Annotated in this window: 16 protein-coding genes; 13 read left to right on the plus strand and 3 right to left on the minus strand. The window is 70.8% G+C overall.

Annotated elements, in window-relative coordinates; all coding sequences use genetic code 11:
• Positions 1 to 45 precede the first annotated feature (45 nt).
• The 3 genes from ACRC20_RS05015 to ACRC20_RS05025 are packed head-to-tail and all read left to right on the plus strand — an operon-like array spanning position 46 to position 3538.
• Entirely contained in the window at positions 46 to 1236 is a 1191-nt protein-coding gene (locus ACRC20_RS05015) for a GNAT family N-acetyltransferase (protein ID WP_438685244.1), read from the plus strand.
• Positions 1237 to 1244: 8 nt separating this feature from the next.
• A complete protein-coding gene (locus ACRC20_RS05020; RefSeq protein ID WP_438685245.1) occupies positions 1245 to 2585 on the plus strand; it encodes an NtaA/DmoA family FMN-dependent monooxygenase in 1341 nt (446 codons plus the stop codon).
• A 50-nt stretch (positions 2586 to 2635) separates the two neighbouring features.
• Positions 2636 to 3538, plus strand: a complete 903-nt coding sequence (locus ACRC20_RS05025) for an oxygenase MpaB family protein (protein WP_438685246.1) — start codon at positions 2636 to 2638, stop codon at positions 3536 to 3538.
• Between the two features lie 19 nt (positions 3539 to 3557).
• Here ACRC20_RS05025 and ACRC20_RS05030 read toward each other — a convergent pair whose 3' ends face one another.
• Both ACRC20_RS05030 and ACRC20_RS05035 read right to left on the minus strand, forming a co-directional pair.
• A complete protein-coding gene (locus ACRC20_RS05030; protein WP_438685247.1) occupies positions 3558 to 4913 on the minus strand; it encodes an LLM class flavin-dependent oxidoreductase in 1356 nt (451 codons plus the stop codon).
• Positions 4910 to 6157, minus strand: a complete 1248-nt coding sequence (locus ACRC20_RS05035; protein ID WP_438685263.1) for an MFS transporter — start codon at positions 6155 to 6157, stop codon at positions 4910 to 4912. The genes ACRC20_RS05030 and ACRC20_RS05035 overlap by 4 nt, the downstream gene beginning before the upstream one ends.
• Positions 6158 to 6461: 304 nt before the next feature.
• Here ACRC20_RS05035 and ACRC20_RS05040 point away from each other — a divergent pair, with 304 nt between their 5' ends.
• The 3 genes from ACRC20_RS05040 to ACRC20_RS05050 are packed head-to-tail and all read left to right on the plus strand — an operon-like array spanning position 6462 to position 9342.
• The gene (locus ACRC20_RS05040; protein WP_438685248.1) at positions 6462 to 7661 is read left to right on the plus strand and encodes an ABC transporter substrate-binding protein; all 1200 of its coding nucleotides are present in this window, start codon (positions 6462 to 6464) and stop codon (positions 7659 to 7661) included.
• On the plus strand, positions 7655 to 8596 hold the full coding sequence (locus ACRC20_RS05045; RefSeq protein WP_438685249.1) for an ABC transporter permease: 942 nt from the start codon (positions 7655 to 7657) through the stop codon (positions 8594 to 8596). Before ACRC20_RS05040 ends, ACRC20_RS05045 begins: the two co-directional genes overlap by 7 nt.
• The gene (locus tag ACRC20_RS05050; protein WP_438685250.1) at positions 8590 to 9342 is read left to right on the plus strand and encodes an ABC transporter ATP-binding protein; all 753 of its coding nucleotides are present in this window, start codon (positions 8590 to 8592) and stop codon (positions 9340 to 9342) included. The genes ACRC20_RS05045 and ACRC20_RS05050 overlap by 7 nt, the downstream gene beginning before the upstream one ends.
• On the opposite strand, the gene ACRC20_RS05055 is transcribed toward ACRC20_RS05050, so the two are convergent.
• On the minus strand, positions 9320 to 10207 hold the full coding sequence (locus tag ACRC20_RS05055; protein ID WP_438685251.1) for a hypothetical protein: 888 nt from the start codon (positions 10205 to 10207) through the stop codon (positions 9320 to 9322). The genes ACRC20_RS05050 and ACRC20_RS05055 overlap by 23 nt on opposite strands.
• A 310-nt stretch (positions 10208 to 10517) precedes the next feature.
• Between ACRC20_RS05055 and ACRC20_RS05060 the strand changes: the two genes are divergently transcribed.
• The 7 genes from ACRC20_RS05060 (at position 10518) to ACRC20_RS05090 (ending at position 20106) form a co-directional block, all read left to right on the plus strand.
• Complete coding sequence (locus ACRC20_RS05060; RefSeq protein ID WP_438685252.1) at positions 10518 to 11654, plus strand: SGNH/GDSL hydrolase family protein; 1137 nt, start codon at positions 10518 to 10520, stop codon at positions 11652 to 11654.
• Between the two features lie 65 nt (positions 11655 to 11719).
• Entirely contained in the window at positions 11720 to 12568 is an 849-nt protein-coding gene (locus ACRC20_RS05065; protein WP_438685253.1) for a PhzF family phenazine biosynthesis protein, read from the plus strand.
• A 244-nt stretch (positions 12569 to 12812) separates the two neighbouring features.
• Complete coding sequence (locus ACRC20_RS05070; protein ID WP_438685254.1) at positions 12813 to 13592, plus strand: TIGR03084 family metal-binding protein; 780 nt, start codon at positions 12813 to 12815, stop codon at positions 13590 to 13592.
• Positions 13589 to 15304, plus strand: coding sequence for an acyclic terpene utilization AtuA family protein (locus ACRC20_RS05075; protein WP_438685255.1), 1716 nt, complete (start codon positions 13589 to 13591; stop codon positions 15302 to 15304). Before ACRC20_RS05070 ends, ACRC20_RS05075 begins: the two co-directional genes overlap by 4 nt.
• Positions 15301 to 16449, plus strand: coding sequence for an acyl-CoA dehydrogenase family protein (locus tag ACRC20_RS05080; protein ID WP_438685256.1), 1149 nt, complete (start codon positions 15301 to 15303; stop codon positions 16447 to 16449). The genes ACRC20_RS05075 and ACRC20_RS05080 overlap by 4 nt, the downstream gene beginning before the upstream one ends.
• Before the next feature lie 34 nt (positions 16450 to 16483).
• Positions 16484 to 18082, plus strand: coding sequence for an acyl-CoA carboxylase subunit beta (locus tag ACRC20_RS05085; RefSeq protein ID WP_438685257.1), 1599 nt, complete (start codon positions 16484 to 16486; stop codon positions 18080 to 18082).
• 14 nt (positions 18083 to 18096) lie between these two features.
• A complete protein-coding gene (locus ACRC20_RS05090) occupies positions 18097 to 20106 on the plus strand; it encodes an ATP-binding protein (RefSeq protein WP_438685264.1) in 2010 nt (669 codons plus the stop codon).
• Positions 20107 to 20199: the final 93 nt, after the last annotated feature.

Genomic DNA, 20199 nt, shown 5'->3' on the forward strand with positions numbered 1-20199 from the left:
GCAGGGGAAGGAAGCGCAGGGGAAGGAAGCGCAGGGGAAGCGGCCATGACCGCTCCCGTCGACATCCGGTTCCTCGACGACCCTGCCGAGCGGGAGCGGGCCTTCGCGGTCTTCTGGCGCGCCATGGTCGGGCTCCCGGCGCTCGGCGGGGCGCGCGTCGAGGAGCTGGTCGAACCGGGGCGCTACCTCGGCGCGTTCGAGCGCGGTGCGATCGTCGGCGGCGCGAACTCGTACACCAGTTGGCTCGTGGTCCCCGGCGGCGGCAGGGTCGCGCACGCGGCGGTGACGCACATCGGCGTGCTGCCGACCCACACCCGGCGGGGCATTCTGACCGCTTTGGCGGCCCGGCAGCTCGACGACATCGCGCGGCGGGGCGAGGTCGTGGCGAGCCTGCGCGCCTCGGAAGGGGCGATCTACCGCAGGTTCGGCTACGGCGTTGCCACGACGAGCTCGACATACCGGGTGCGGCGCAGGCGCGCCGCGCCGCATGCGGCGTTCGACCACGGCCCGGTGGAGCTGCTCGACTCGGCAGCTTCTCCAGACCGGTTGGCCGCGATCTACGAACGCGCGTCCTGGACGGGCGCGGTTGCCCGCCCGCCGCAATGGTGGCGGCTGAGGGCGTTGTTCGAAGCCGCGGATCCGGTCACGCCGTACACGGTTGGGCACGCGGACGGGTACGCGCGGTACCGGCCGCTGGGCACGGCGGCATGGTTCGCCAGCGACGAGCGGGTCGTCAAAGTCGACGACCTCGTCGCCCACAGCGACGACGGCTACCGCGCGCTGGTCGGCCATCTGCTCGGCCTCGACCTGGTCGACGTCGTCGAACTGGGCCCGCGCCCGGTCGACGACCCGCTCGGCCACCTGGTCGACGACCCGCGAAGCGTTGCCGTCGTCGGGACGCGCGACGAGACGTGGCTGCGTTTGGTCGACGTCGAGGCCGCCCTCGGCGCGCGCCGGTACGCGGAAGCCCGCCCGGTGGTCGTCGAGGTCGCCGACTCCGTGCTGGAGCGCAACGCGGGCCGGTACATCGTCGGCCCCGACAAGGCCGCGCGCACCAAGGCCGCACCGGAGCTGTCGCTCGACGTGGCCGCGTTGTCGTCGCTGTATCTCGGCGGAGCCACCTGGCGCCAGCTCGTCAGGGCGGGCAGGGCCGTCGAGCGCGAGGCGGGGGCCGCTGTCCGCGCCGACGCCCTGTTCGCCACCGGCTCGCAACCTTTCGCGGGCACCAACTTCTAGGAGCACCCATGTCGCGCCAACTGCACCTGCTCGCTTTCGGCAATGTGCGCTCGGGCGGCGCTTGGCGTTTGCCGGGCGTCGAGAACGGCCCCGAGCACCGGCTGCGCGCATTGGTCAAAACCGCCCAGACCGCCGAGGAAGCCAAGTTCGACGCCATCTTCTTCGCCGACGGGCTGAACTTCGGCCCCGAGGCGACCTGGGCGCACAAGGCCACGGAGGACTTCGAGCCGCTCACGGCCACCTCGTTCCTCGCCGCGGTCACCGAGCGCCTCGGGCTCGTGGTGACCGGGTCCGCGACGTTCCAGCCGCCCTACCACCTCGCCCGCCAGCTGCTCTCGCTCGACCATCTCAGCGCGGGGCGCGCCGGGTGGAACCTCGTCACGAGCTTCGCCAAGGCCGCCGCGTCGAACTTCGGCGACCGGGGCTTCCTGCCGCATGACGAGCGCTACCGGCTCGCGGAGGAGACGCTGCACGTGGTCAGGGAGCTGTGGCATTCCTTCGAGCCCGAAACCGTGGTGGAAGACCGCCGGGCGGGGGTGTACAGCGATATCGCGAAGATCCACGTCGCGGACCACGACGGCGAGTACCACCGGGTGCGAGGGCCGCTCGGCGCCGCGCCGTCGCGCCAAGGCGAGCCGGTGGTCTTCCAAGCAGGGTCGTCCGCGACTGGGAGGGCGTTCGCGGCCAAACACGCGGAAGTGGTGTTCACCGGGCAGACCGACGCCGGTCGGGCCACGAGTTTCGCCGACGCGCTGCGCGCCCAAGCCCGCGCGGCGGGCCGGGCCGTGGTCCCGTTGATCACGCCGTCGCTCGGGGTGGTGGTCGGTTCGACGGACGCGGAGGCCGAGGCCGTCGAGCGGACGGTCTACGAGCATTTCATCCCCGAGTTCCAGGCAGGCTGGCTGCTCGAGGTGGACGTCGACGTGGTCGGCGCGGATTTGGACGGCCCCGTCCCCGCCTCCGCCTTCCCCGAGACCACCGAGACGCATCAGACCGCGTTGGCGGGGTACAAGCACCTCGCCACTGCCGGCAACCCCACCGTGCGGGAATTCTTGTACCGCACGCTCACCGCGTTCGGGGCCCGGTTCGTGGGATCTGCCGAGCGGGTGGCCGACGAGATCGAGCGTTGGTTCGCCCTCGGCGCGGCGGACGGGTTCATCGTCAGCACCTCGGGGCTCCCCGGCCAGTTCGAGCTGTTCGCGGAACAGGTCGTGCCGATCCTGGTCCGCCGGGGCCTCTTCCGCGCCGACTACGAAGGGACGACACTGCGCGAGCACCTCGGGCTGCCGCGGCCCGCGTACACCCGCTCGCGATGGGGCGGCGATATTACCCAAAGATTAGTGCGATGAATCACGAAGTTAGCTTGCTAGGTGCTGCATAACACTGATAATCTCGCTGTATGTCCCGTTACGCCATGCGCGACCGCATTTCGGCTCTCGACCCGGAAACCGACTATGAGGAAATAGCCCGGCTCCTCGTCGCGCACGAGTTCCCCTGGGACACCGTCCAAGCGTTGAGCTTCGCCTTGTTCCGCACCTACGCGGTGCCGTCGATCGGCGACCTGCTCTACGACACCGCCGAGCTGACCAAGCGCACGCAGAAGCGCTACGACGACACGGTGTTGATCCTGGACGCCGTCGTGGAGCACGGCATGGCCTCGGAGGAGGGGCGCATGGCCGTGCGGCGGATGAACCAGATGCACGGGTCGTACGACATCAGCAACGCGGACTTCCTGTACGTGCTGGCGACATTCGTGGTGATGCCGGTGCAGTGGATCAACAGTTACGGCTGGCGGAAGCTGACCGACGTCGAGACGGACGGGATCACGAACTACTACCGGGCGCTGGGCAAGCGGATGAACATCAAGGGGATCCCCGAGACGTACGCCGAGTTCTCGGCGCTGCTCGACTCCTACGAGGCGGCGAACTTCGCCTACACGGAGAAGACTCGCGCGGTGGCGGACGGCACGCTCAACCTGCTCACCGAGCTGCCGCCCAACAAGTACGCGCCGAAGGCGCTCGTGCGCTGGTTCTCGTTCGGGCTGATGGACGACCGCTTGGCCGACGCGTTCCACTACCCCCGGCCCAGCGCGTTCGCCAAGACGGTCGCGGTGGCGGCGCTGCGGCTGCGTTCGGGCTTCGTCCGGCTGCTGCCCCCGCGCAAGCAGCCGTACTACTCCCGGCAGATGCCGTCGGTCCAGAGCTATCCCAATGGGTTCCAGGTGGCGCAGCTCGGCACGTTCCCGTCCTGCCCGGTGCGCCACCAGGACGTCGAGAAGCTCGAATCAGAGCAGGCCGTCTAGGCCGTCTCCGCGCCGCGCGCTAGCGGCGGTACGCGGCCCCAGGATGGCTGAGGGGGAGCAGCGGGCCGTCCGACCCGAGACGCTCTCGCAAGGTGCCGCGCTCGGGCTCCTGCGGCACTCGTCCGCGTTTGCGCAGCTCGGGCACGACGAGCCGGGCGAAGTCGGCGAAGGTGCCCGGCGTGGTGGCGTACGCCAGGTTGAAGCCGTCGACATCGGCCTCGTCGGCCCAGCGCTCCAACTCGTCCGCCACTTCTTCCGGCGAGCCGACGAGGACGGGGCCGCGCCCGCCGATCCCCAGCTCGCCCGCCAGCTCCCTCGTGGTCCAGACCCGGTCCGAGTCCTTGGTGAACGAGGCCAGCGCCGAGCGGTTTGCCTCGGTCTCGACATGGCGGAGCGGCTCGTCGGGGTCCAGATCCGCGAGGTCGACCCCGGTCCAGCCGCCGAACAGCGCCAATGCGCCCGAATGGCTGGCGAACCGGCGGTACTCGTCCAATTTGGCCACGGCGAGGTCGTGGGTCTCGGCGACGACCGGGGTCGCCATGGTGAACACCTTGATGGCGCGGGGGTCGCGCCCCTGCTCGGCGGCGGCCGCGCGCAACGCCCGCACCGGGCCGCGCACGATCTGCGGGGTCGGCCCGGAGACGAACACCGCCTCGGCGTGCGCGGCGGCGAACCGGACGCCGCGCGACGAGGAGCCCGCCTGGAACAACACCGGCGTGCGCTGCGGGGAGGGCTCGCACAAGAACGGCCCCGGCACGGTGAAATACCGGCCCTCATGCCCGATGTCGTGCACCTTCGCCGGGTCGGTGAACACGCCGCGGTCCCGGTCGCGCACCACTGCCGAGTCCTCCCAGGAGCCCTCCCACAGCTTGTAGCAGACCTCGAGGTACTCGTCGGCGACGTCGTAGCGCTCATCGTGCGGGATCTGCGCGTCGAGCCCGAGGTTTCGCGCGGCGCTGTCCAGGTAGGAGGTCACGATGTTCCACGCCACCCGGCCATTGGTGAGGTGGTCGAGCGTCGTGAGCCGCCGGGCGAGGGCATAGGGCTGCTCGTAGGTGAGCGACACGGTGACGCCGAAGCCGAGCGTCTCGGTCACCGCGGCCATCGCGGACACCGCCAGCGTGGGGTCGTTGACCGGGAATTGGGCCGCGTCCGCGACAGCAGCGTCCCGAGAGCCGCCGTACACGTCGTACACGCCCAGCACGTCGGCGAGGAACAGCGCGTCGAACCCGCCGGAGTCCAAGATCTTGGCGAGTTCGGTCCAGTAGCCGAGCTCGCGGTAGCGGTGCCCCTGGTCGTCCGGATGCCGCCACAGCCCCGGCGCCTGGTGCCCGACGCAGGCCATGTCGAAGGCGTTGAGATAGATCCTGGTCACGCGTCCTCCCCGATGCTGTCGCGGTGCGTCTCCCGCGCCGCGAGCGCGGCGGCGAACGTGAGCGCGGCGAGGACGGCGAAATACCCGAGGACGAGTCTCGGCCGCCCGTGGTCGGCGGCGACCAGCGCGGCCGCGACGAGCGGGGCGAACCCGCCCGACAGGACCGCTCCGACCTGGTAGCCGAGCGAGGCGCCGCTGTAGCGCACCCGGGTGTCGAACAACTCCCCGAACCATGCTGCCTGCGGCCCGTACATCGAGTCGTGCACGACATTGACCCCGACCACGATCGCCAGCACGACGGCGAGCTTCGACCCCGTCTCGGCGGCGGCGAAGAACAGCGCGAGGGCGAGCACCCCGGCCACGGCTCCGAACAGGTACGGGGGACGGCGGCCGATCCGGTCGGACAACGCGGCCCAGGCGGGCGTGCTCACGAGCCCGACAGCCGAGGAGACCAAGACCGCGACCAGGCCGATTTGGCTGTCTTTGCCGAACCTGCCTTGCAGATACGTCAGCGAGTACGTGGTCAAAAGGACGAACAGCGCGATCTGGGACAGTCGGAGCCCGGTGGTGAGCAGCACCTCGCGGCGCTGGGTCCGCAGGACCTCCACGACCGGCAGGCGGACCAGCTCGCCGCGCTCGCGCAGCTTGCCGAACACCGCCGCGTCGGCGAGGCGCAGGCGGATCGCCAGCCCGACCGCCACCAGGACGACGCTGGAGAGGAAGGGGATCCGCCAGCCGTAGGCGAGGAATCCCTCGGGGCCGGTCGCGACGCGCACGAGGGCGAAGACCCCGGAGGCGAGGAGCATCCCGGCGGGGGAGCCGAGCTGGGTGAAGCTGCCGAACAGGCCGCGGCGGCCGGGCGGCGCGTGCTCCACGGCGAGCAGCGCGGCTCCGCCCCACTCCGCGCCTGCGGCCAGGCCTTGCAGCACCCGCATCGCCGCGAGCGCCGCCGTGGCGGGCACGCCGACGTCGGCGTAGGTCGGCAGCAGTCCGATGGCCGCAGTGGCGACCCCCATGAGCAGCAGCGCGCCGACGAGCACCGCTTTGCGCCCGACCCGGTCCCCGAGATGCCCGGCGATCACCGCCCCGAGCGGGCGGGCCCCGAACCCGGCGGCATAGGTCGCGAACGCCGCGAGGACGCCCGCCGTCGGCGAGATATTCGGGAAGAACAGCGGCTTGAGGACCAGCGCGGCGGCTGTGGCGTAGAGGTAGAAGTCGTACCACTCGACCGTGGTCCCGACCATGCAGCTCAGCGCGACCGCGCGCAGGCTCGGCCCAGGCTGGTCGGCGGCGCCCGCTGTCGGGGGCCGGATCGCCACATCGGTCTTCATCCTGCTGGATGCTAGAGCGAACCCTGCCGGGCCGGGGTTGTCGAGACCTGCGCGGCCAGACGGCCTGCCGGGCGCCGCCGGGCCGGTCCCGGCGGATTCTCGACGGCTACGGTCAGAGCGATCCAAACTTGCCCGAACGCCGCAGCGCTCGCCCGATGGCTCCGATCCCGCGACCGGCCCCCTTGACCGCGCCTCGGATCGGTGGCCTCATGGACCCATGAGCGAGAGAGACGAAGGGGCGCACGAGAGCCCTGACCAGTCCGAGGGCACTGCGCCGTCTGAGGGCACTGTGCCGTCCGAGGGCACTGCGCCGTCCGAGCACTCTCAGAGCACCGTGCCCGCCGAGGGCACGGTCCTGCCGAGCGGCGCGGTGGTGGGCGGCGCAGGCTCCGACCCGGAGCCCGCCGCAGGCTGGTCGAGGCGGAAAGCGCTCACGGCGGCTGGGCTCGGCGTGGGCGCGCTCGCCGCCCTCGGCGGCGGAGCAGGCTGGTGGTTCTTGCGCAAAGACACTGTCGAGCTGCGCCTCGCCCACGGCGGCGGGGTGTGCGAGGCGCCGCTGTACGTGGCGTACGAGAAAGGGTTCTTCGCCAAGGAGGGGCTCAAAGTGGCCCTGTCGAAAGTCGGCGGCCAGGAAGACACCCATGCGGCGGTCGGATCCGGCAAATACGCGGGCACTCCTGGGATCTTCTTCTCCTGGCTCAAGCCCATCGAGGACGGCCAGAACGTCAAGCTCGTCGCGGGGCTGCACGAGGGGTGCCTCCGGCTGGTGGTGCGCAAGGACGGCCCGATCAAAGCAGTCGGGCAGCTGCGCGGCAAGAAGATCGGGGTGAGCGGGCTGCAGAGCTCCGCGCTCAACTTCTTCTCGCTCGACCTCCTCGAAGCCGGGATCGCCCCCTCGCCAGAGGCGAAACAGGTCGAATGGGTCGTCTACGACGACGACGCGCTGCCGAAAGCGCTGGAGAAGGGCGATATCGACGCCATCGCGGCCTCCGACCCCGTGGCGCTGCTGCCGGTGTCGAGCGGCCAGGCCGTTGTGCTCTCGGACAACAGGCACGGGCACAACGCGGAGCAGTACTGCTGCGCGACGGCGCTCAACGGCGACCTCGTTCGCAAGCAGCCAGACGTGGCCCGCAAGCTCGTCACCGCCTGGGCCGAGGGCAGCAGGTGGATCGGCGAGAGCGAGGCGAACCTGCACGAGACCGCCGACATCGAGGCGAGCCGCAACTACGTCGCGGGCACGCGCGAGCAGATCGAGGGCGCCTTGAGCACCTACAGCTTCCACCCGTCGGCGAAGAAGCTCAAGCCCGCGCTCATCCCTGGGATCGAGAAATTCGCCAAGACCGGCTTTCTGAACCCCGGCACCGATCCCCAGAAGCTGGCCGACAAGGTGTACGGGGATCTGGGACTGGATTGGTAGCCGCCGTCGTCGCTGCGGTCGTGTGGGCCGTCGGCGGCGTGGTCACGGCGGCGGCTCCGGACGCGCTGGCCGTCGACTCGCGGGCCACGGCGTTCCTCACGGCCGCAGCCGGGCTCTTCGCGGCGCTGTCCGCCGTGGCCGTCTGCTCGGCGCGGCTGCGCAGTGTCTTCGCGGCGCGGCTGCGCTCTGCCGCGCCGTGGTCGGCGCTCGTCGGGCTCTGGTTCCTCGGCTGGGAGCTCGCCACCGCCAAGTCGGGGTTGGCGCGTCCGCCGTATTTCGCCGCGCCCCAAGACCTCCTCGCCCAGTTCTGGCGGTACCGGGCGCTTCTGGCGGACAGCTTCGCGAGCTCGCTGCGGCTGCTCGTGCTCGGCTTCTTGCTCGGCGCGGCTGTCGGCGTGCTCACCGGCACGGCGATGGGCTGGTCCAGGCGGACCGACTACTGGCTGCACCCGGTCATCCAGTTCATCGGGCCGGTGCCCGCGCTGGCCTGGGTGCCGATCATCTTCGTCCTGTTCCCGACCTCGTACTCGGGCGCGGTCTTCCTGATCGCGCTGGCGGTGTGGTTCCCGGTCTCCGTATTGACCAGGGCCGGAGTCGCGAGCGTGCCGCGCAGCTACTACGACGTGGCGCAGACCCTCGGCGCGAGCACGGCCTTCCAGATCTTCCGGATCGCGCTGCCGAGCGCCCTGCCCTCGATCTTCACCGGGCTCTTCATGGGGCTCGGCGTCTCGTTCGTGAGTCTGACCGTGGCGGAGAACTTCGGGGTGAACAGCGGGCTTGGCTGGTTCATCCTGTGGCAGAAAGGCTGGTCGGCGTACCCGGCCATGTACGCGGCGATCCTGCTCATGGTGGTGTTCTGCGGCGGCTTGATGACGTTGCTGCTGCGGATCCGGTCGAGGGCGCTGCGCTGGCAGAAGGATTTGGTGCGGTGGTAGGCCAGGCGCTCGACATTGTGGACGTGAGCTTCCAGTACCCGGGGCAGGGCGCCGCCGTGCTCGACCATGTCTCTGTCTCGGCGAAGCCGGGGGAGCTTGTGGCGCTGGTCGGTCCTTCTGGCTGCGGGAAGTCGACGCTGCTGCGGCTGGCCGCCGGGCTGGAGCGCCCGAGCCAGGGCGCCGTGTACGCGGACGGGCGGGTGGTCGGGCGCCCGCACCCGTCCCGCGCGGTGGTCTTCCAGGACCCGACGCTGCTGCCATGGCGCACCGTGCGCGCGAACGTCGCGCTCGGGCCGCAGGCGCGCGGCAGGCAGAAAGAGGAGGCTGCGCTGGTCGACGAGGCGCTCGGCAGGGTGGGCCTCGCCGATTTCGCCGACGCGTTCCCGGCCCAGCTCTCCGGCGGCATGGCGCAGCGGGTGGCGTTGGCTCGGGCGCTGGTCGGGGACCCCGCCGTGCTCCTGATGGACGAGCCGTTCGGGAAATTGGACGCGCTGACCAGGGAGACCATGCAAGACGAGCTGCTCGGCTTGTGGCAGGCCAACAAGTTCACAGTGCTGCTCGTGACCCACGACGTGGACGAGGCGGTGAAGCTCGCCGACCGGGTCGTGGTGTTCTCGCCGCGCCCGGCCAGGACGGTCGGCGAGTTCGCGGCGACCGCTCCGAGGCCGAGGGCCTACGGGGACCCCGACTGGCTCCGGCTGCGCGCGCAGATCCGAGGCGCGCTTAATGCAGAGGGAGCCCGGTGAGCAGCGACTCGGTGTAGAGCGGGACGCGCACGTCGTCCGCGCTCAGGGCCTTCGACTTGAACACCGACGGCACAGGCCGGGGATGGACGGCCGTGAACGGCGCCCGCTCGGAAGCCTTGAGCAGGTCCCGGTCGACCACGAGGCACTGCAGGCCGAAATGATGGCACCAGATGTTCCTCAGCTCGTCGAGCGCTTCGGCGAACCTGTCCGCGTCGTTGCAGTACAGGACGCGCCCGAACGGCTCGGACGGGCTCCGCCACATCTTCTTGAGGATCACGTAGAGCTGCTCCGAGTCGTCGGGGCGGCGGATGAGGAAGTGCTCGCAGTCGAGGTCTTCATGGTCTTTCAAGATGCGCTGGTCCGCGTAGCCGAGCAGGTCGATGATCGTGCTTTTGTCCGAGGTGATCAGATTCTTGCCGCCGCAAGAGGGCGGCACCGGGTCGGGGCTGATCACCAGGACGTCGGTCTCCACGTCCTGGAAGCCGAGCCTCTTGCTGATCTCGTACACCTCCGGGGACGGCGCGCGATGCAAGAAGGTGGCATGCTCGGCGGACAGCGCCAGCTCGAAGAGCCGCACGCCCTCGTCGCGGAGCCCTTCCCGCACATGCCAGCTGTGCAGTTCGCAGAACACGTGCGTCGCTCCTGCGGCCTCGCGTGCGGTGAACATCGTGCCGAGGAATCCGACGACCTCGTCGCCGTCCTCGACGAGATAGCCGAAATGGTCCTCGCCGCCGCCCCACACGGGCCGGAACAGCCGCTCTCGCACGTGCAGCGGCAGGTTCGCGCTGCAGAGCGCCGAGCCGAGGAGCAGTTGATGGACGTGGACGGCGTCTGCGGCAACCGCCTTGCGGACTGTCGTGGACACCGCGTCAGGCGCTTTGTCCGTCGTGGAGCGCGAGGGTGGAGGTCTTCTCCGGCATAGCGCCTCTCTTCGTGGCCGTCGGGCGCGCGTTTCGCGTTGGCTCCGCGCGAGCGCCGAGAATCTGTCACATTCGACCCTAGGCAGGGCAGGGCCCGGCGCACGAGCCGTCTTGCGCGTGGCAGGCTTGGTTGTCTGCGCGCAAGCGGCCTTGACAACCGGGGAGATTTCTGATCCTCCCTCATCCTGTGTGTCTCCCGTGAGTTTGCTGGAGCAAAGGGCTCTGCGACCGGCGAGAGATTACTATGTGCCTTCTATGAATCCACCTGTTGTCATGAAGGCGCTCTGCGCGCTGTCCCTGGTCGGTGTCTTCTGCGGAGCATTGGCCAAGGCCGACCCGGAGCCGGCTCCCGCGCCGCCAGCCGCGACGGGCGATCCCCAGGTCACCTTCTTGCCCCCGCCTCCCGCCCCAGCGCCTGCGCCCGCACCGGCTCCGGCTTCTCCTGCGGACACGCCTGCGCCCGCACCGGCGCCCGCTCCAGCTCCGGCAGACCCGGCCGCTCCGGCTCCGGCGCCTGCCCCCGCACCGGCTCCTGCTCCGGCAGACCCGGCCGCACCGGCTCCTGCGCCCGCACCGGCCCCGGCTCCCGCAGACCCGGCCGCGACCCCGGTCCCGGCGCAGGTCCGCAAGTACGTCGCGTTCGGCGACTCCTACGCGTCGGCGCCGTTCCAGGACCCAGTGGACGACCCGTCGGGATGGTGCCGCCGTTCGTTCAGCAACTACCCGTCGAAAGTCTCGGAAGCCTACGGCCTTGAGCGAGGCACGGCGTTCGTGGACCTCAGCTGCAGCGGCGGCACCACTCCCGGCCTCACCTCCGTGGTGCCCGGCGACCTCGGATGGGGCGGGCAGCCGACGGCTCTGACCGACTCGATCACCCCGGACACGGATTTGGTGACGATCACGATGGGCATGTCGAACGACACCCTCTCCGCAGTGTTGTTCCGAGGCTGCAGCGGAGGGAACTGCCAGGCCAAGGTCGAGGGCACGCCGCAGCTGGCGGACATGGGCGAGTTCATGAAGCGGGTCACGGACACGACCGCGGCGGCGGCGGCGCAAATCCATCAGATCGCGCCGAACGCGAAGGTCCTCTTCGTGGGCTACCTGCGCGCGGGGAGCGCCTGGTGCGACGCCTGGGGCGTGTACAACGCCGACGACGCCGCGTACATCGACGGGCTGCAAGCCCGGACCAACGAGGCGCTCAAGGCCGCCGCCGCGCAAAGCGCGTCGCAGTATGTGGATGTGAACGCGCATGGCGACCACGGGGTCTGCTCCGCCGAGCCATGGGTGCGCGGCGACGGATCCCACTCGGGCGCGCCCATCGCCCTGCACCCCACCCCCGAGGGGCACAACGCCACGGCCGCCGACATCCTGCACGCGCTCGGCCGCCCCTGACCCGGACGCCGCCCCGTGCTGCGCCATGGGGCGATGAGGCCACGGCGGCGGTATAGGCTGCTCGCATGGCAGTGACGCGCGACCGGGGTTTCGTCCAAGTCGACGTGTTCGGGACCGGGACGTGCCTCGGCAACGCACTGGCGGTCGTGCTCGACGGCGACGGGCTCGCCGAGCAAGACATGGCGCGCCTGGCGCGGTGGACCAACCTGTCCGAGACCGCGTTCCTGCTCCCGCCGACGACTTCGCAGGCCGATTACCGGGTGCGGATCTTCACCCGCGTCGGCGAGCTGCCCTTCGCCGGGCATCCGACGCTCGGCGCCGCGCACGCGTGGCTCGAGAGCGGGGGCGCTCCCCGCAGCGCGGGCCGCCTCGTGCAAGAGTGCGGAGTCGGCCTGGTGGAGGTCCGCGAGGACGGCGGGGCATTGGCGTTCGCCGCCCCGCCCACGCTGCGCGGCGGCCCCTTGGACGAGGCGTACCTCGCCGCCCTCGCGTCGGCCTTCGGGATCGAGCGGGACCAGATCGTCGCCCACCAATGGGTCGACAACGGGCCAGGCTGGGCGGTGGTGCGGCTCTCGTCCGCAGACGAGGTGCTCGGGATCGAGCCGGACCTCTCGAAAATCCCCACGGCCAAAATCGGGGTGCTCGGCGCGTACCCGGAGGGAGGGGAGCACGCGTTCGAGATCCGCGCTTTCGCCCCCGCCATGGGCGTGGCCGAGGACCCGGTGACCGGGAGCCTGAACGCCGCCGTTGCGCAATGGCTCATCCGCGCCGGGGAGGCGCCCTCCTCGTTCCGCGTGTCGCAAGGCGCCCGCGTCGGCCGCGCGGGATCGATTCGCGTCAGCGCCGAGCCGGACGGAACGGTCTGGGTCGGCGGCGTGTGCGCCACCCTGATCCAAGGCAGCGTGACGCTCTAAACGGGCGGGTTTCCAGGCGTCGCCCAAGATCGCGTGTTCGCGTCGGGCGGTGGCGTGGCGAGACTGTGAGCTGTGCTTCGGGAGCGATGTGACCTACATTGATGTTCGCTCAAAGATTGCTGTGAACTGGATATTTTTTGAAATGACAGCCCCGTCACGGGGCAATAAGTGATTCTCTGTTAGCCTGGCAAGTGACTCCTCGTTAACATGCGCGGAGCCCAACCCGACAGCCTATGGAGGTGCCGTGGCGGAACTCGCTGGGATTGTTGCCGATCTCGTCGCCGAGGGCGAGGCCGTCGACGGCCTGGTCTCGGACCTCGCGCCCGAGGGCTGGCATGCCCCGACGCCGTCCGAGGGGTGGACTGTCGCGCACCAGATCGGCCATCTGGCGTGGACCGACGACATCGCGCTGTTGAGCGTCACGGACCCGGAGGGGTTCGCCCGGACGGCCATGGAGAAGGCGGACCGGGCGGCCACGCTGGTGGACGACGGCGCCGCCGAATACGCGGCGCGGCCCCACGGCGAGCTCCTCGAATCCTGGCGGCGCGGGCGCGAAGCCCTCGCCCAACAGCTCCTCGTGGTCCCGGAGAAGGCGAAGCTGCAATGGTTCGGCCCGCCGATGAGCCCGGCCTCGATGGCCACTGCGCGGCTCATGGAGACATGGGCGCACGGACTGGACGTCGCCGACGCGGTCGGCGCGCCGTGGCCCGCGACGAGCAGGATCAAGCATGTCGCGCACATCGGCGTGCGCGCGCGGAACTTCGCCTTCGCGGTCAACGGCCTGACCCCTCCGTCGGAGGAGTTCCGGGTCGAGCTCGCCGCGCCGGACGGAGGCGTGTGGGCATGGGGGCCCGAGGGGGCCGGGCAACGGGTCTCCGGCTCCGCGCTCGACTTCTGCTACCTGGTCTGCCAACGCCGCGCGCCAGGCGCGCTCGACGTGGTCGCGGAGGGCGCGGACGCGGCCCAGTGGCTCGCCGTCGCCCAAGCTTTCGCGGGACCGCCCGGATCGAGGAGAGCAGCATGAGCGGCGGCATTGTGCGGATCGGCAACGCCTCCGGCTTCTACGGCGACCGGTTCGCCGCCGTGCGCGAGATGCTGACCGGCGGGGAGCTGGACGTGCTCACCGGCGACTACCTGGCCGAGCTGACCATGCTCATCCTCGGCCGCGACCGGCTCAAAGACCCGGGCCTCGGCTATGCGAAGACGTTCCTCCGGCAGATGGAGGAGGGCCTCGGGCTGGCGCTGGAGCGCGGGGTGAAGGTCGTCGTCAACGCGGGCGGCTTGAATCCGAAAGGGCTCGCGGACAAGCTCGGCGAGCTGGCGGGCAGGCTCGGCCTCGACGCGAAGATCGCGCATGTGCGGGGCGACGACCTCGTGGGGAGGTCGGGCGAGCTCGGCTTTGGCTCGCCCGCCGCCGCGAACGCCTATCTCGGCGCGTTCGGGATCGTGGAGGGCCTCGCGGCGGGGGCGGACGTCGTGGTGACCGGCCGGATCACCGACGCCTCCCTCGTGGTCGGCCCCGCCGCGTGGCGCTTCGGCTGGGCTCGGACCGACTACGACCGGCTCGCGGGCGCGGTGGTCGCGGGCCACCTCGTCGAATGCGGGACCCAGGTCACCGGCGGCAACTACGCCTTCTTCAAGGAGATCGCGGACCTCGGCCACGCGGGCTTCCCCATCGCGGAGATCGCCGCCGACGGCACGAGCGTCATCACCAAGCACGCCGGGACCGGCGGCGCGGTGACCGTTGGGACGGTGACCGCGCAACTGCTCTACGAGATCCAAGGCGCGCGCTACGCGGGCCCCGACGTCACCACCCGGCTCGACACGGTGCAGCTCGCCAAGGACGGCCCCGACCGGGTCCGGGTCTCGGGGACGAAGGGGGAGCCGCCCCCCGAGAAGCTCAAGGTCTCGCTCAACACCATCGGCGGCTTCCGCAACGAGATGACCTTCATCCTCACCGGCCTCGACATCGAGGAGAAGGCCGAGCTGGCGCGCAGCCAGCTCGAGCCGCTCCTCGCCAAGCGCCCCGCCGAGGTGGTCTGGGACCTCGCCCGCGTCGACCGCCCCGACGCCCCGACCCAGCAGCAGGCCAGCGCCCTGCTGCAATGCGTCGTGCGCGACTTCGACCCGGACAAGGTCGGCAGGCAGTTCTCCAGCGCCGCCGTTGAGCTGGCGCTGGCGAGCTACCCCGGCTTCTCGCTCACCACCCCGCCCGGCGCGGGCTCCCCGTACGGGGTGTTCACGGCAGGGTTCGTGCCCCAGTCGGAGGTCCCGCACGAGGCGGTCCTGCCGGACGGCTCGGTGGTCCCGGTCCCGCCGGCGCCACAGGCGCAGGAGCTCGCGGAAGTCCCCGAGCCCGCCGTGCCCGCCCATGCGGCCACGGGCGCGACGCGCCGCCGCGCGCTCGGCGCGATCGCGGGGGCGCGCAGCGGCGACAAGGGCGGCTCCGCGAACATCGGGGTCTGGGCGAGGACCCCCGAGCAGTTCTCGTGGCTCGTCGGCGAGCTGACCGTCGAGAAGCTCAAGGAGCTGCTGCCCGAGGCTGCGGGCCTCGTCGTCCGCAGGCATGTGCTCCCGAACCTGCGCGCGATCAACTTCGTCATCGAGGAGATCCTCGGGCGCGGCGTCGCGGAGCAGGCCCGGTTCGACCCGCAGGCGAAGGGCCTCGGCGAATGGCTGCGCTCGCGCGAGCTGGCCATCCCAGAATCGCTGCTCGGTCCGGAGGAGCTGCTGTGAGCATATGGACAAGCCCCGAGCGCCTCGCGCTGCGCGAGACGGTGCGCGCCTTCGCCGAGCGCGAGGTCCTGCCGAACGCCGAGGCGTGGGAGCGGGCGGGCGAGCTGCCGAGGGAGCTGCACCGCAAGGCCGGGGCGCTGGGCCTGCTGGGCCTTTCTTTCCCCGAGTCGGCGGGCGGCGAGGGCGGGAGCAGCGCGGACGCGCTCATCGCCTGCGAGGCGCTGCACGAGGCCGGGGCGCCTGGCGGGCTCTTCGCCTCCCTCTTCACCTGCGGCATCGCGGTCCCGCACATCGTCGCCTCCGGGGACGAGCGGCTCATCGAGCGGTACGTGCGCCCCACGCTCGCGGGCGAGCTGATCGGCTCGCTCGCCATCACCGAGCCGGGCGGCGGCTCGGACGTCGGCCACCTGACCACCTCCGCGCGCCGGGACGGGGACCATTACGTCGTCAACGGCGCGAAGACCTACATCACCTCCGGGGTCCGCGCCGACTACGTGGTGACCGCCGTGCGCACCGGCGGCGAGGGGGCGGGCGGCGTCTCGCTCCTCGTCGTGGACAAACAGACGCCGGGGTTCACGGTCAGCCGCAAGCTCGACAAGCTCGGCTGGCGCTGCTCGGACACCGCCGAGCTGTCCTACGTCGACGTCCGGGTGCCCGCCGAGAACCTGGTCGGCGCGGAGAACACCGGCTTCGCGCAGATCGCGGGCGCGTTCGTCTCGGAGCGGGTGAACCTCGCGGGCCAGGCGTACGCGTCGGCGCAGCGCTGCCTGGACATCACCGCGCAGTGGTGCCGCGACCGGCACACCTTCGGCAGGCCGCTCATCAGCCGCCAAGGCGTGCAGAACACCCTGGCCGAGATGGCGCGGCGGATCGATGTCGCCAGGGTCTACACCCGGCACGTCGTCGAGCAGGAGCTGGCCGGGAACAAGGACCTCGTCGCCCAGGTCTGCTTCGCCAAGAACACCGCCGTGGAGGCGGGCGAATGGGTCGCGAACCAAGCGGTCCAGCTGTTCGGCGGGCTCGGCTACATGGCGGAGAGCGAGGTCGAGCGCCAGTACCGGGACATGCGCATCCTCGGCATCGGCGGGGGCACGACGGAGATTCTGACGACGTTGGCAGCGAGAAGATTGGGATACACCGCATGACAGGAGCACGACGAGGCACGAGGAGTGCGACCAGATGACACTGTTGCGCTCCGCGCTGGACACCGCCGCCCCGGCGTACAAAGAGTCCGCCGAGGCGATGCTGGAGAAGCTCGCCGAGCTCTCCGCAGAGCAGGCCAAGGCCCTCGTCGCGGGCGGCGAGGACAAAATAGCCCGGCACCGCAAGCGCGGCAAGCTCACGATCCGCGAGCGCATCGAGTCGATCCTCGACCCGGACACCCCGTTCCTCGAGCTCTGCCCGTACGCGGCATGGGGCACCGACAACCCGATCGGGGCCTCCTACGTCTTCGGGATCGGCCGGGTCGAGGGCGTGGAGTGCGTCATCGGCGGCAACGACCCGACCGTGCGCGGCGGCACCACGAACGCGTGGACGGTGCGCAAGGGCTTCCGCGCGTACGAGATCGCCGCGCAGAACCGGATGCCGCTCATCTCCATGGTCGAGTCGGGCGGGGCCGACTTGCCGAGCCAGAAGGAAGTCTTCATCCCCGGCGGGCGCATGTTCCGCGACATCACGCGCCTGTCCGCCGAACGGATCCCGACGATCTCGCTCGTCTTCGGCAACTCCACCGCGGGCGGCGCGTACGTGCCGGGGATGAGCGACCACGTCGTGATGATCAAAGAGCGCTCGAAAGTCTTCCTCGGCGGGCCGCCGCTGGTGAAGATGGCGACCGGTGAGGAATCGGGCGAGGAGGAGCTCGGCGGCGCCCAGATGCACGCGCAAATCTCCGGCCTCGCCGACTACTACGCGCAGGACGAGCTCGACGCGCTGCGCATCGGGCGGCGCATCGTGGCGCGGCTGAATTGGCGCAAGCAAGGGCCGCTGCCGCAGGCCGCGCCCGCCGCGCCGCGCTACGACGCGGAAGAGCTGCTCGGGGTCGTGCCCTCGGACCTCAAGATCCCGTTCGACCCGCGCGAGGTGATCGCCCGGTTCGCGGACGACTCCGACTTCGACGAGTTCAAGCCCGACTTCGGCTCCAGCCTGGTGACCGGCTGGGCCCGGGTCTTCGGCTACCCGGTCGGGATCCTGGCCAACGCGCGGGGCGTGCTGTTCTCCGCCGAGTCGCAGAAGGCGACGCAGTTCATCCAGCTCGCGAACCAATTCGACACCCCGCTCCTGTTTCTGCACAACACCACCGGCTACATGGTCGGCAAGGAGTACGAGCAGCGCGGCATCGTCAAGCACGGCTCGATGATGATCAACGCCGTCTCGAACTCGAAGGTCCCGCACATCTCCCTGCTCATGGGCGCTTCCTATGGCGCCGGGCACTACGGCATGTGCGGGCGGGCGTTCGACCCGCGTTTCCTCTTCGCCTGGCCGAGCGCGAAATGCGCGGTCATGGGCGGCGCGCAGCTCGCGGGCGTGGTGTCGATCGTCTCCCGCGCGGCGGCCGAGGCGCGGGGCCAGGTGGTGGACGAAGCCTTCGACGAGGCGATGCGCACCGCCATCGAGTCGCAGATCGAGGCCGAGTCCCTGCCGCTCTTCTTGTCCGGGCGGCTCTTCGACGACGGCGTCATCGACCCCCGCGACACACGAACGGTGCTGGGCCTGTGCTTGTCAGCTATCCACGGAGCCCCGGTCGAGGGCGCCCGTGGCTACGGAATCTTCAGGATGTGACGGTGTCTCAAGATATGAACAGGGAAATTACGTCTGTATTGGTCGCGAACCGGGGCGAGATCGCCCGCCGCGTCTTCCACACCTGTCGCCGATTGGGCCTCGCCACTGTGGCGGTGTTCGCGGACGCGGACGCGGCGAGCCCGCACGTTCGTGAGGCGGACGCCGCCGTGCGCCTGCCCGGCAACACGCCCGCCGAGACGTATCTGCGCGGCGATCTGGTGATCGCGGCGGCGAAGGCCGCGGGGGCGGACGCGATCCATCCCGGATACGGCTTCCTCTCCGAGAACGCGGGCTTCGCGCAAGCGGTGCTGGACGCGGGCCTCGTGTGGATCGGGCCGCAGCCGAAGGCCGTCGAGCTGATGGGCTCGAAGGTCCGGGCGAAAGAGCTCATGGCCGAGGCAGGCGTGCCGGTCTTCACGAACCTCGACCCGGCCAAGGTGTCCGCGAGCGACTTCCCGGTGCTGGTCAAGGCCAGCGCGGGCGGCGGCGGGCGCGGCATGCGGATCGTGCGCGAGCCGGGCGGGCTCGCCGCAGCAGTCGAAGCGGCCTCGGCGGAGGCGCTGTCCGCGTTCGGCTCGGGCGAGGTGTTCTGCGAGCCCTATTTGGAGACCGCGCACCACATCGAGGTCCAGGTCATGGCCGACAAGCACGGCACGGTGTGGGCCGTCGGCGAACGGGAGTGCTCGATCCAGCGCCGACATCAGAAGGTGGTGGAGGAGGCCCCGGCCCCGTTGGTCGAACGGATCGGCCCGGACTTGCGGGCCAGGCTCTTCGATGCGGCCCGCGCGGCGGCGAAGGCCATCGACTACGAAGGGGCCGGGACGGTCGAGTTCCTCGTGTCGGACGCGGGCGACGTGCGCTTTTTGGAGATGAACACGCGCCTGCAGGTCGAGCACCCGGTCACCGAGGCGACGACCGGGCTCGACCTGGTCGAGCTGCAACTGCGCGTCGCGGACGGCGGTCGGCTCGACCCCGAGCCGCCGGCTTCGCGCGGCCACGCGATCGAGGTCCGCCTGTACGCCGAGGACCCCTCGGCCGATTGGCGGCCGCAGACCGGACGTTTGCGCGCGTTCGAGATCGACGGCGCCGTGTTCGGCGGTGCTCATGCCTCAACCGCCGGCGGGCTGGCCTCTCCGCCGAACGGCGGTTTGCGACTCGACTCCGGCTTCGAGTCCGGCTCGGAGGTGAGCCCGTATTACGACGCGATGCTCGCCAAGGTCATCGCGTACGCCCCCACCAGGGAAGAGGCGGCCCGGGCGCTGGGCGGGGCGCTGCGCCGCGCACGAGTGCACGGCGTTGTGACCAACCGGGACCTCTTGGTGAACATCCTCGCCGAGCCGGAGTTCCGGGCAGGCCGCACCGACACCGCCTATCTCGACCGGATCGGCCTCGACCGGCTCGCCGCGCCGGTCGCGGGCGACGCGGCCCGCGTCCTTTCGGCGCTCGCCGCCGCAGTCGCGGACGCCAAAGCCAACCAGGCTGCGGACCCGCTCCTCGCGGCCCTGCCGAGCGGATGGCGCAACGTCCCGTCCGCCGAGGCGCGCAAGGTGTTCGAGACCGCGCACGGCGAGGAGCTGGTCGCGACGTACCGGTTCGAGCGCGGCGTGTTCGCCTCGCTCGAACACCCGGATGTCTCGCTCGTCTCCGCCAGCGAAGCCGAGGTGGTGTTCGAAGCCGCCGGGGTGCGCCGTCGCTTCGTGGTGTCCCGCGACAATGCGGCGTTCGACGTGGACTCCTCGCTCGGCTCGGTGTCGCTGCGCCTGCTGCCCCGGTTCGTCGACCCTGCGGACCAGGTCGCGGAAGGGTCGCTTGTCGCGCCCATGCCGGGGTCGGTCGTCAAGCTCGGAGCGCAGGTCGGGGAGAGCGTCGTCGCCGGGCAGACGATCCTCTGGCTCGAAGCGATGAAAATGCAGCACGCGATCAATTCGCCTGCGGACGGGACGCTTGTGGAGCTCGATGTCGCGGTTGGCGACCAGGTCAACCAGGGCGCGGTCCTTGCCGTGGTCCAGGAGGTGGGGGAGTGATGCGCGGGTCGGGGAGAGCGTTGTCGCCGGGCAGGCGGTCCTCTGGCTCGAAGCGATACGGAGTTGCGGTGCACGCGATCAATTCGCTTGCGG

Source organism: Segniliparus sp., from assembly GCF_051660745.1.
Lineage (GTDB): Bacteria > Actinomycetota > Actinomycetes > Mycobacteriales > Mycobacteriaceae > Segniliparus.

Bases quoted from the DNA above. Each gene is read 5' to 3' on its own strand.
- ACRC20_RS05015 (WP_438685244.1), top strand. From the start codon at position 46: ATGACCGCTCCCGTCGACATCCGGTTCCTCGACGACCCTGCCGAGCGG.
- ACRC20_RS05020 (WP_438685245.1), top strand. From the start codon at position 1,245: ATGTCGCGCCAACTGCACCTGCTCGCTTTCGGCAATGTGCGCTCGGGC.
- ACRC20_RS05025 (WP_438685246.1), top strand. From the start codon at position 2,636: ATGTCCCGTTACGCCATGCGCGACCGCATTTCGGCTCTCGACCCGGAA.
- ACRC20_RS05035 (WP_438685263.1), bottom strand. From the start codon at position 6,157: ATGGTCGGGACCACGGTCGAGTGGTACGACTTCTACCTCTACGCCACA.
- ACRC20_RS05040 (WP_438685248.1), top strand. From the start codon at position 6,462: ATGAGCGAGAGAGACGAAGGGGCGCACGAGAGCCCTGACCAGTCCGAG.
- ACRC20_RS05060 (WP_438685252.1), top strand. From the start codon at position 10,518: ATGAATCCACCTGTTGTCATGAAGGCGCTCTGCGCGCTGTCCCTGGTC.
- ACRC20_RS05065 (WP_438685253.1), top strand. From the start codon at position 11,720: ATGGCAGTGACGCGCGACCGGGGTTTCGTCCAAGTCGACGTGTTCGGG.
- ACRC20_RS05075 (WP_438685255.1), top strand. From the start codon at position 13,589: ATGAGCGGCGGCATTGTGCGGATCGGCAACGCCTCCGGCTTCTACGGC.
- ACRC20_RS05085 (WP_438685257.1), top strand. From the start codon at position 16,484: ATGACACTGTTGCGCTCCGCGCTGGACACCGCCGCCCCGGCGTACAAA.
- ACRC20_RS05090 (WP_438685264.1), top strand. From the start codon at position 18,097: ATGAACAGGGAAATTACGTCTGTATTGGTCGCGAACCGGGGCGAGATC.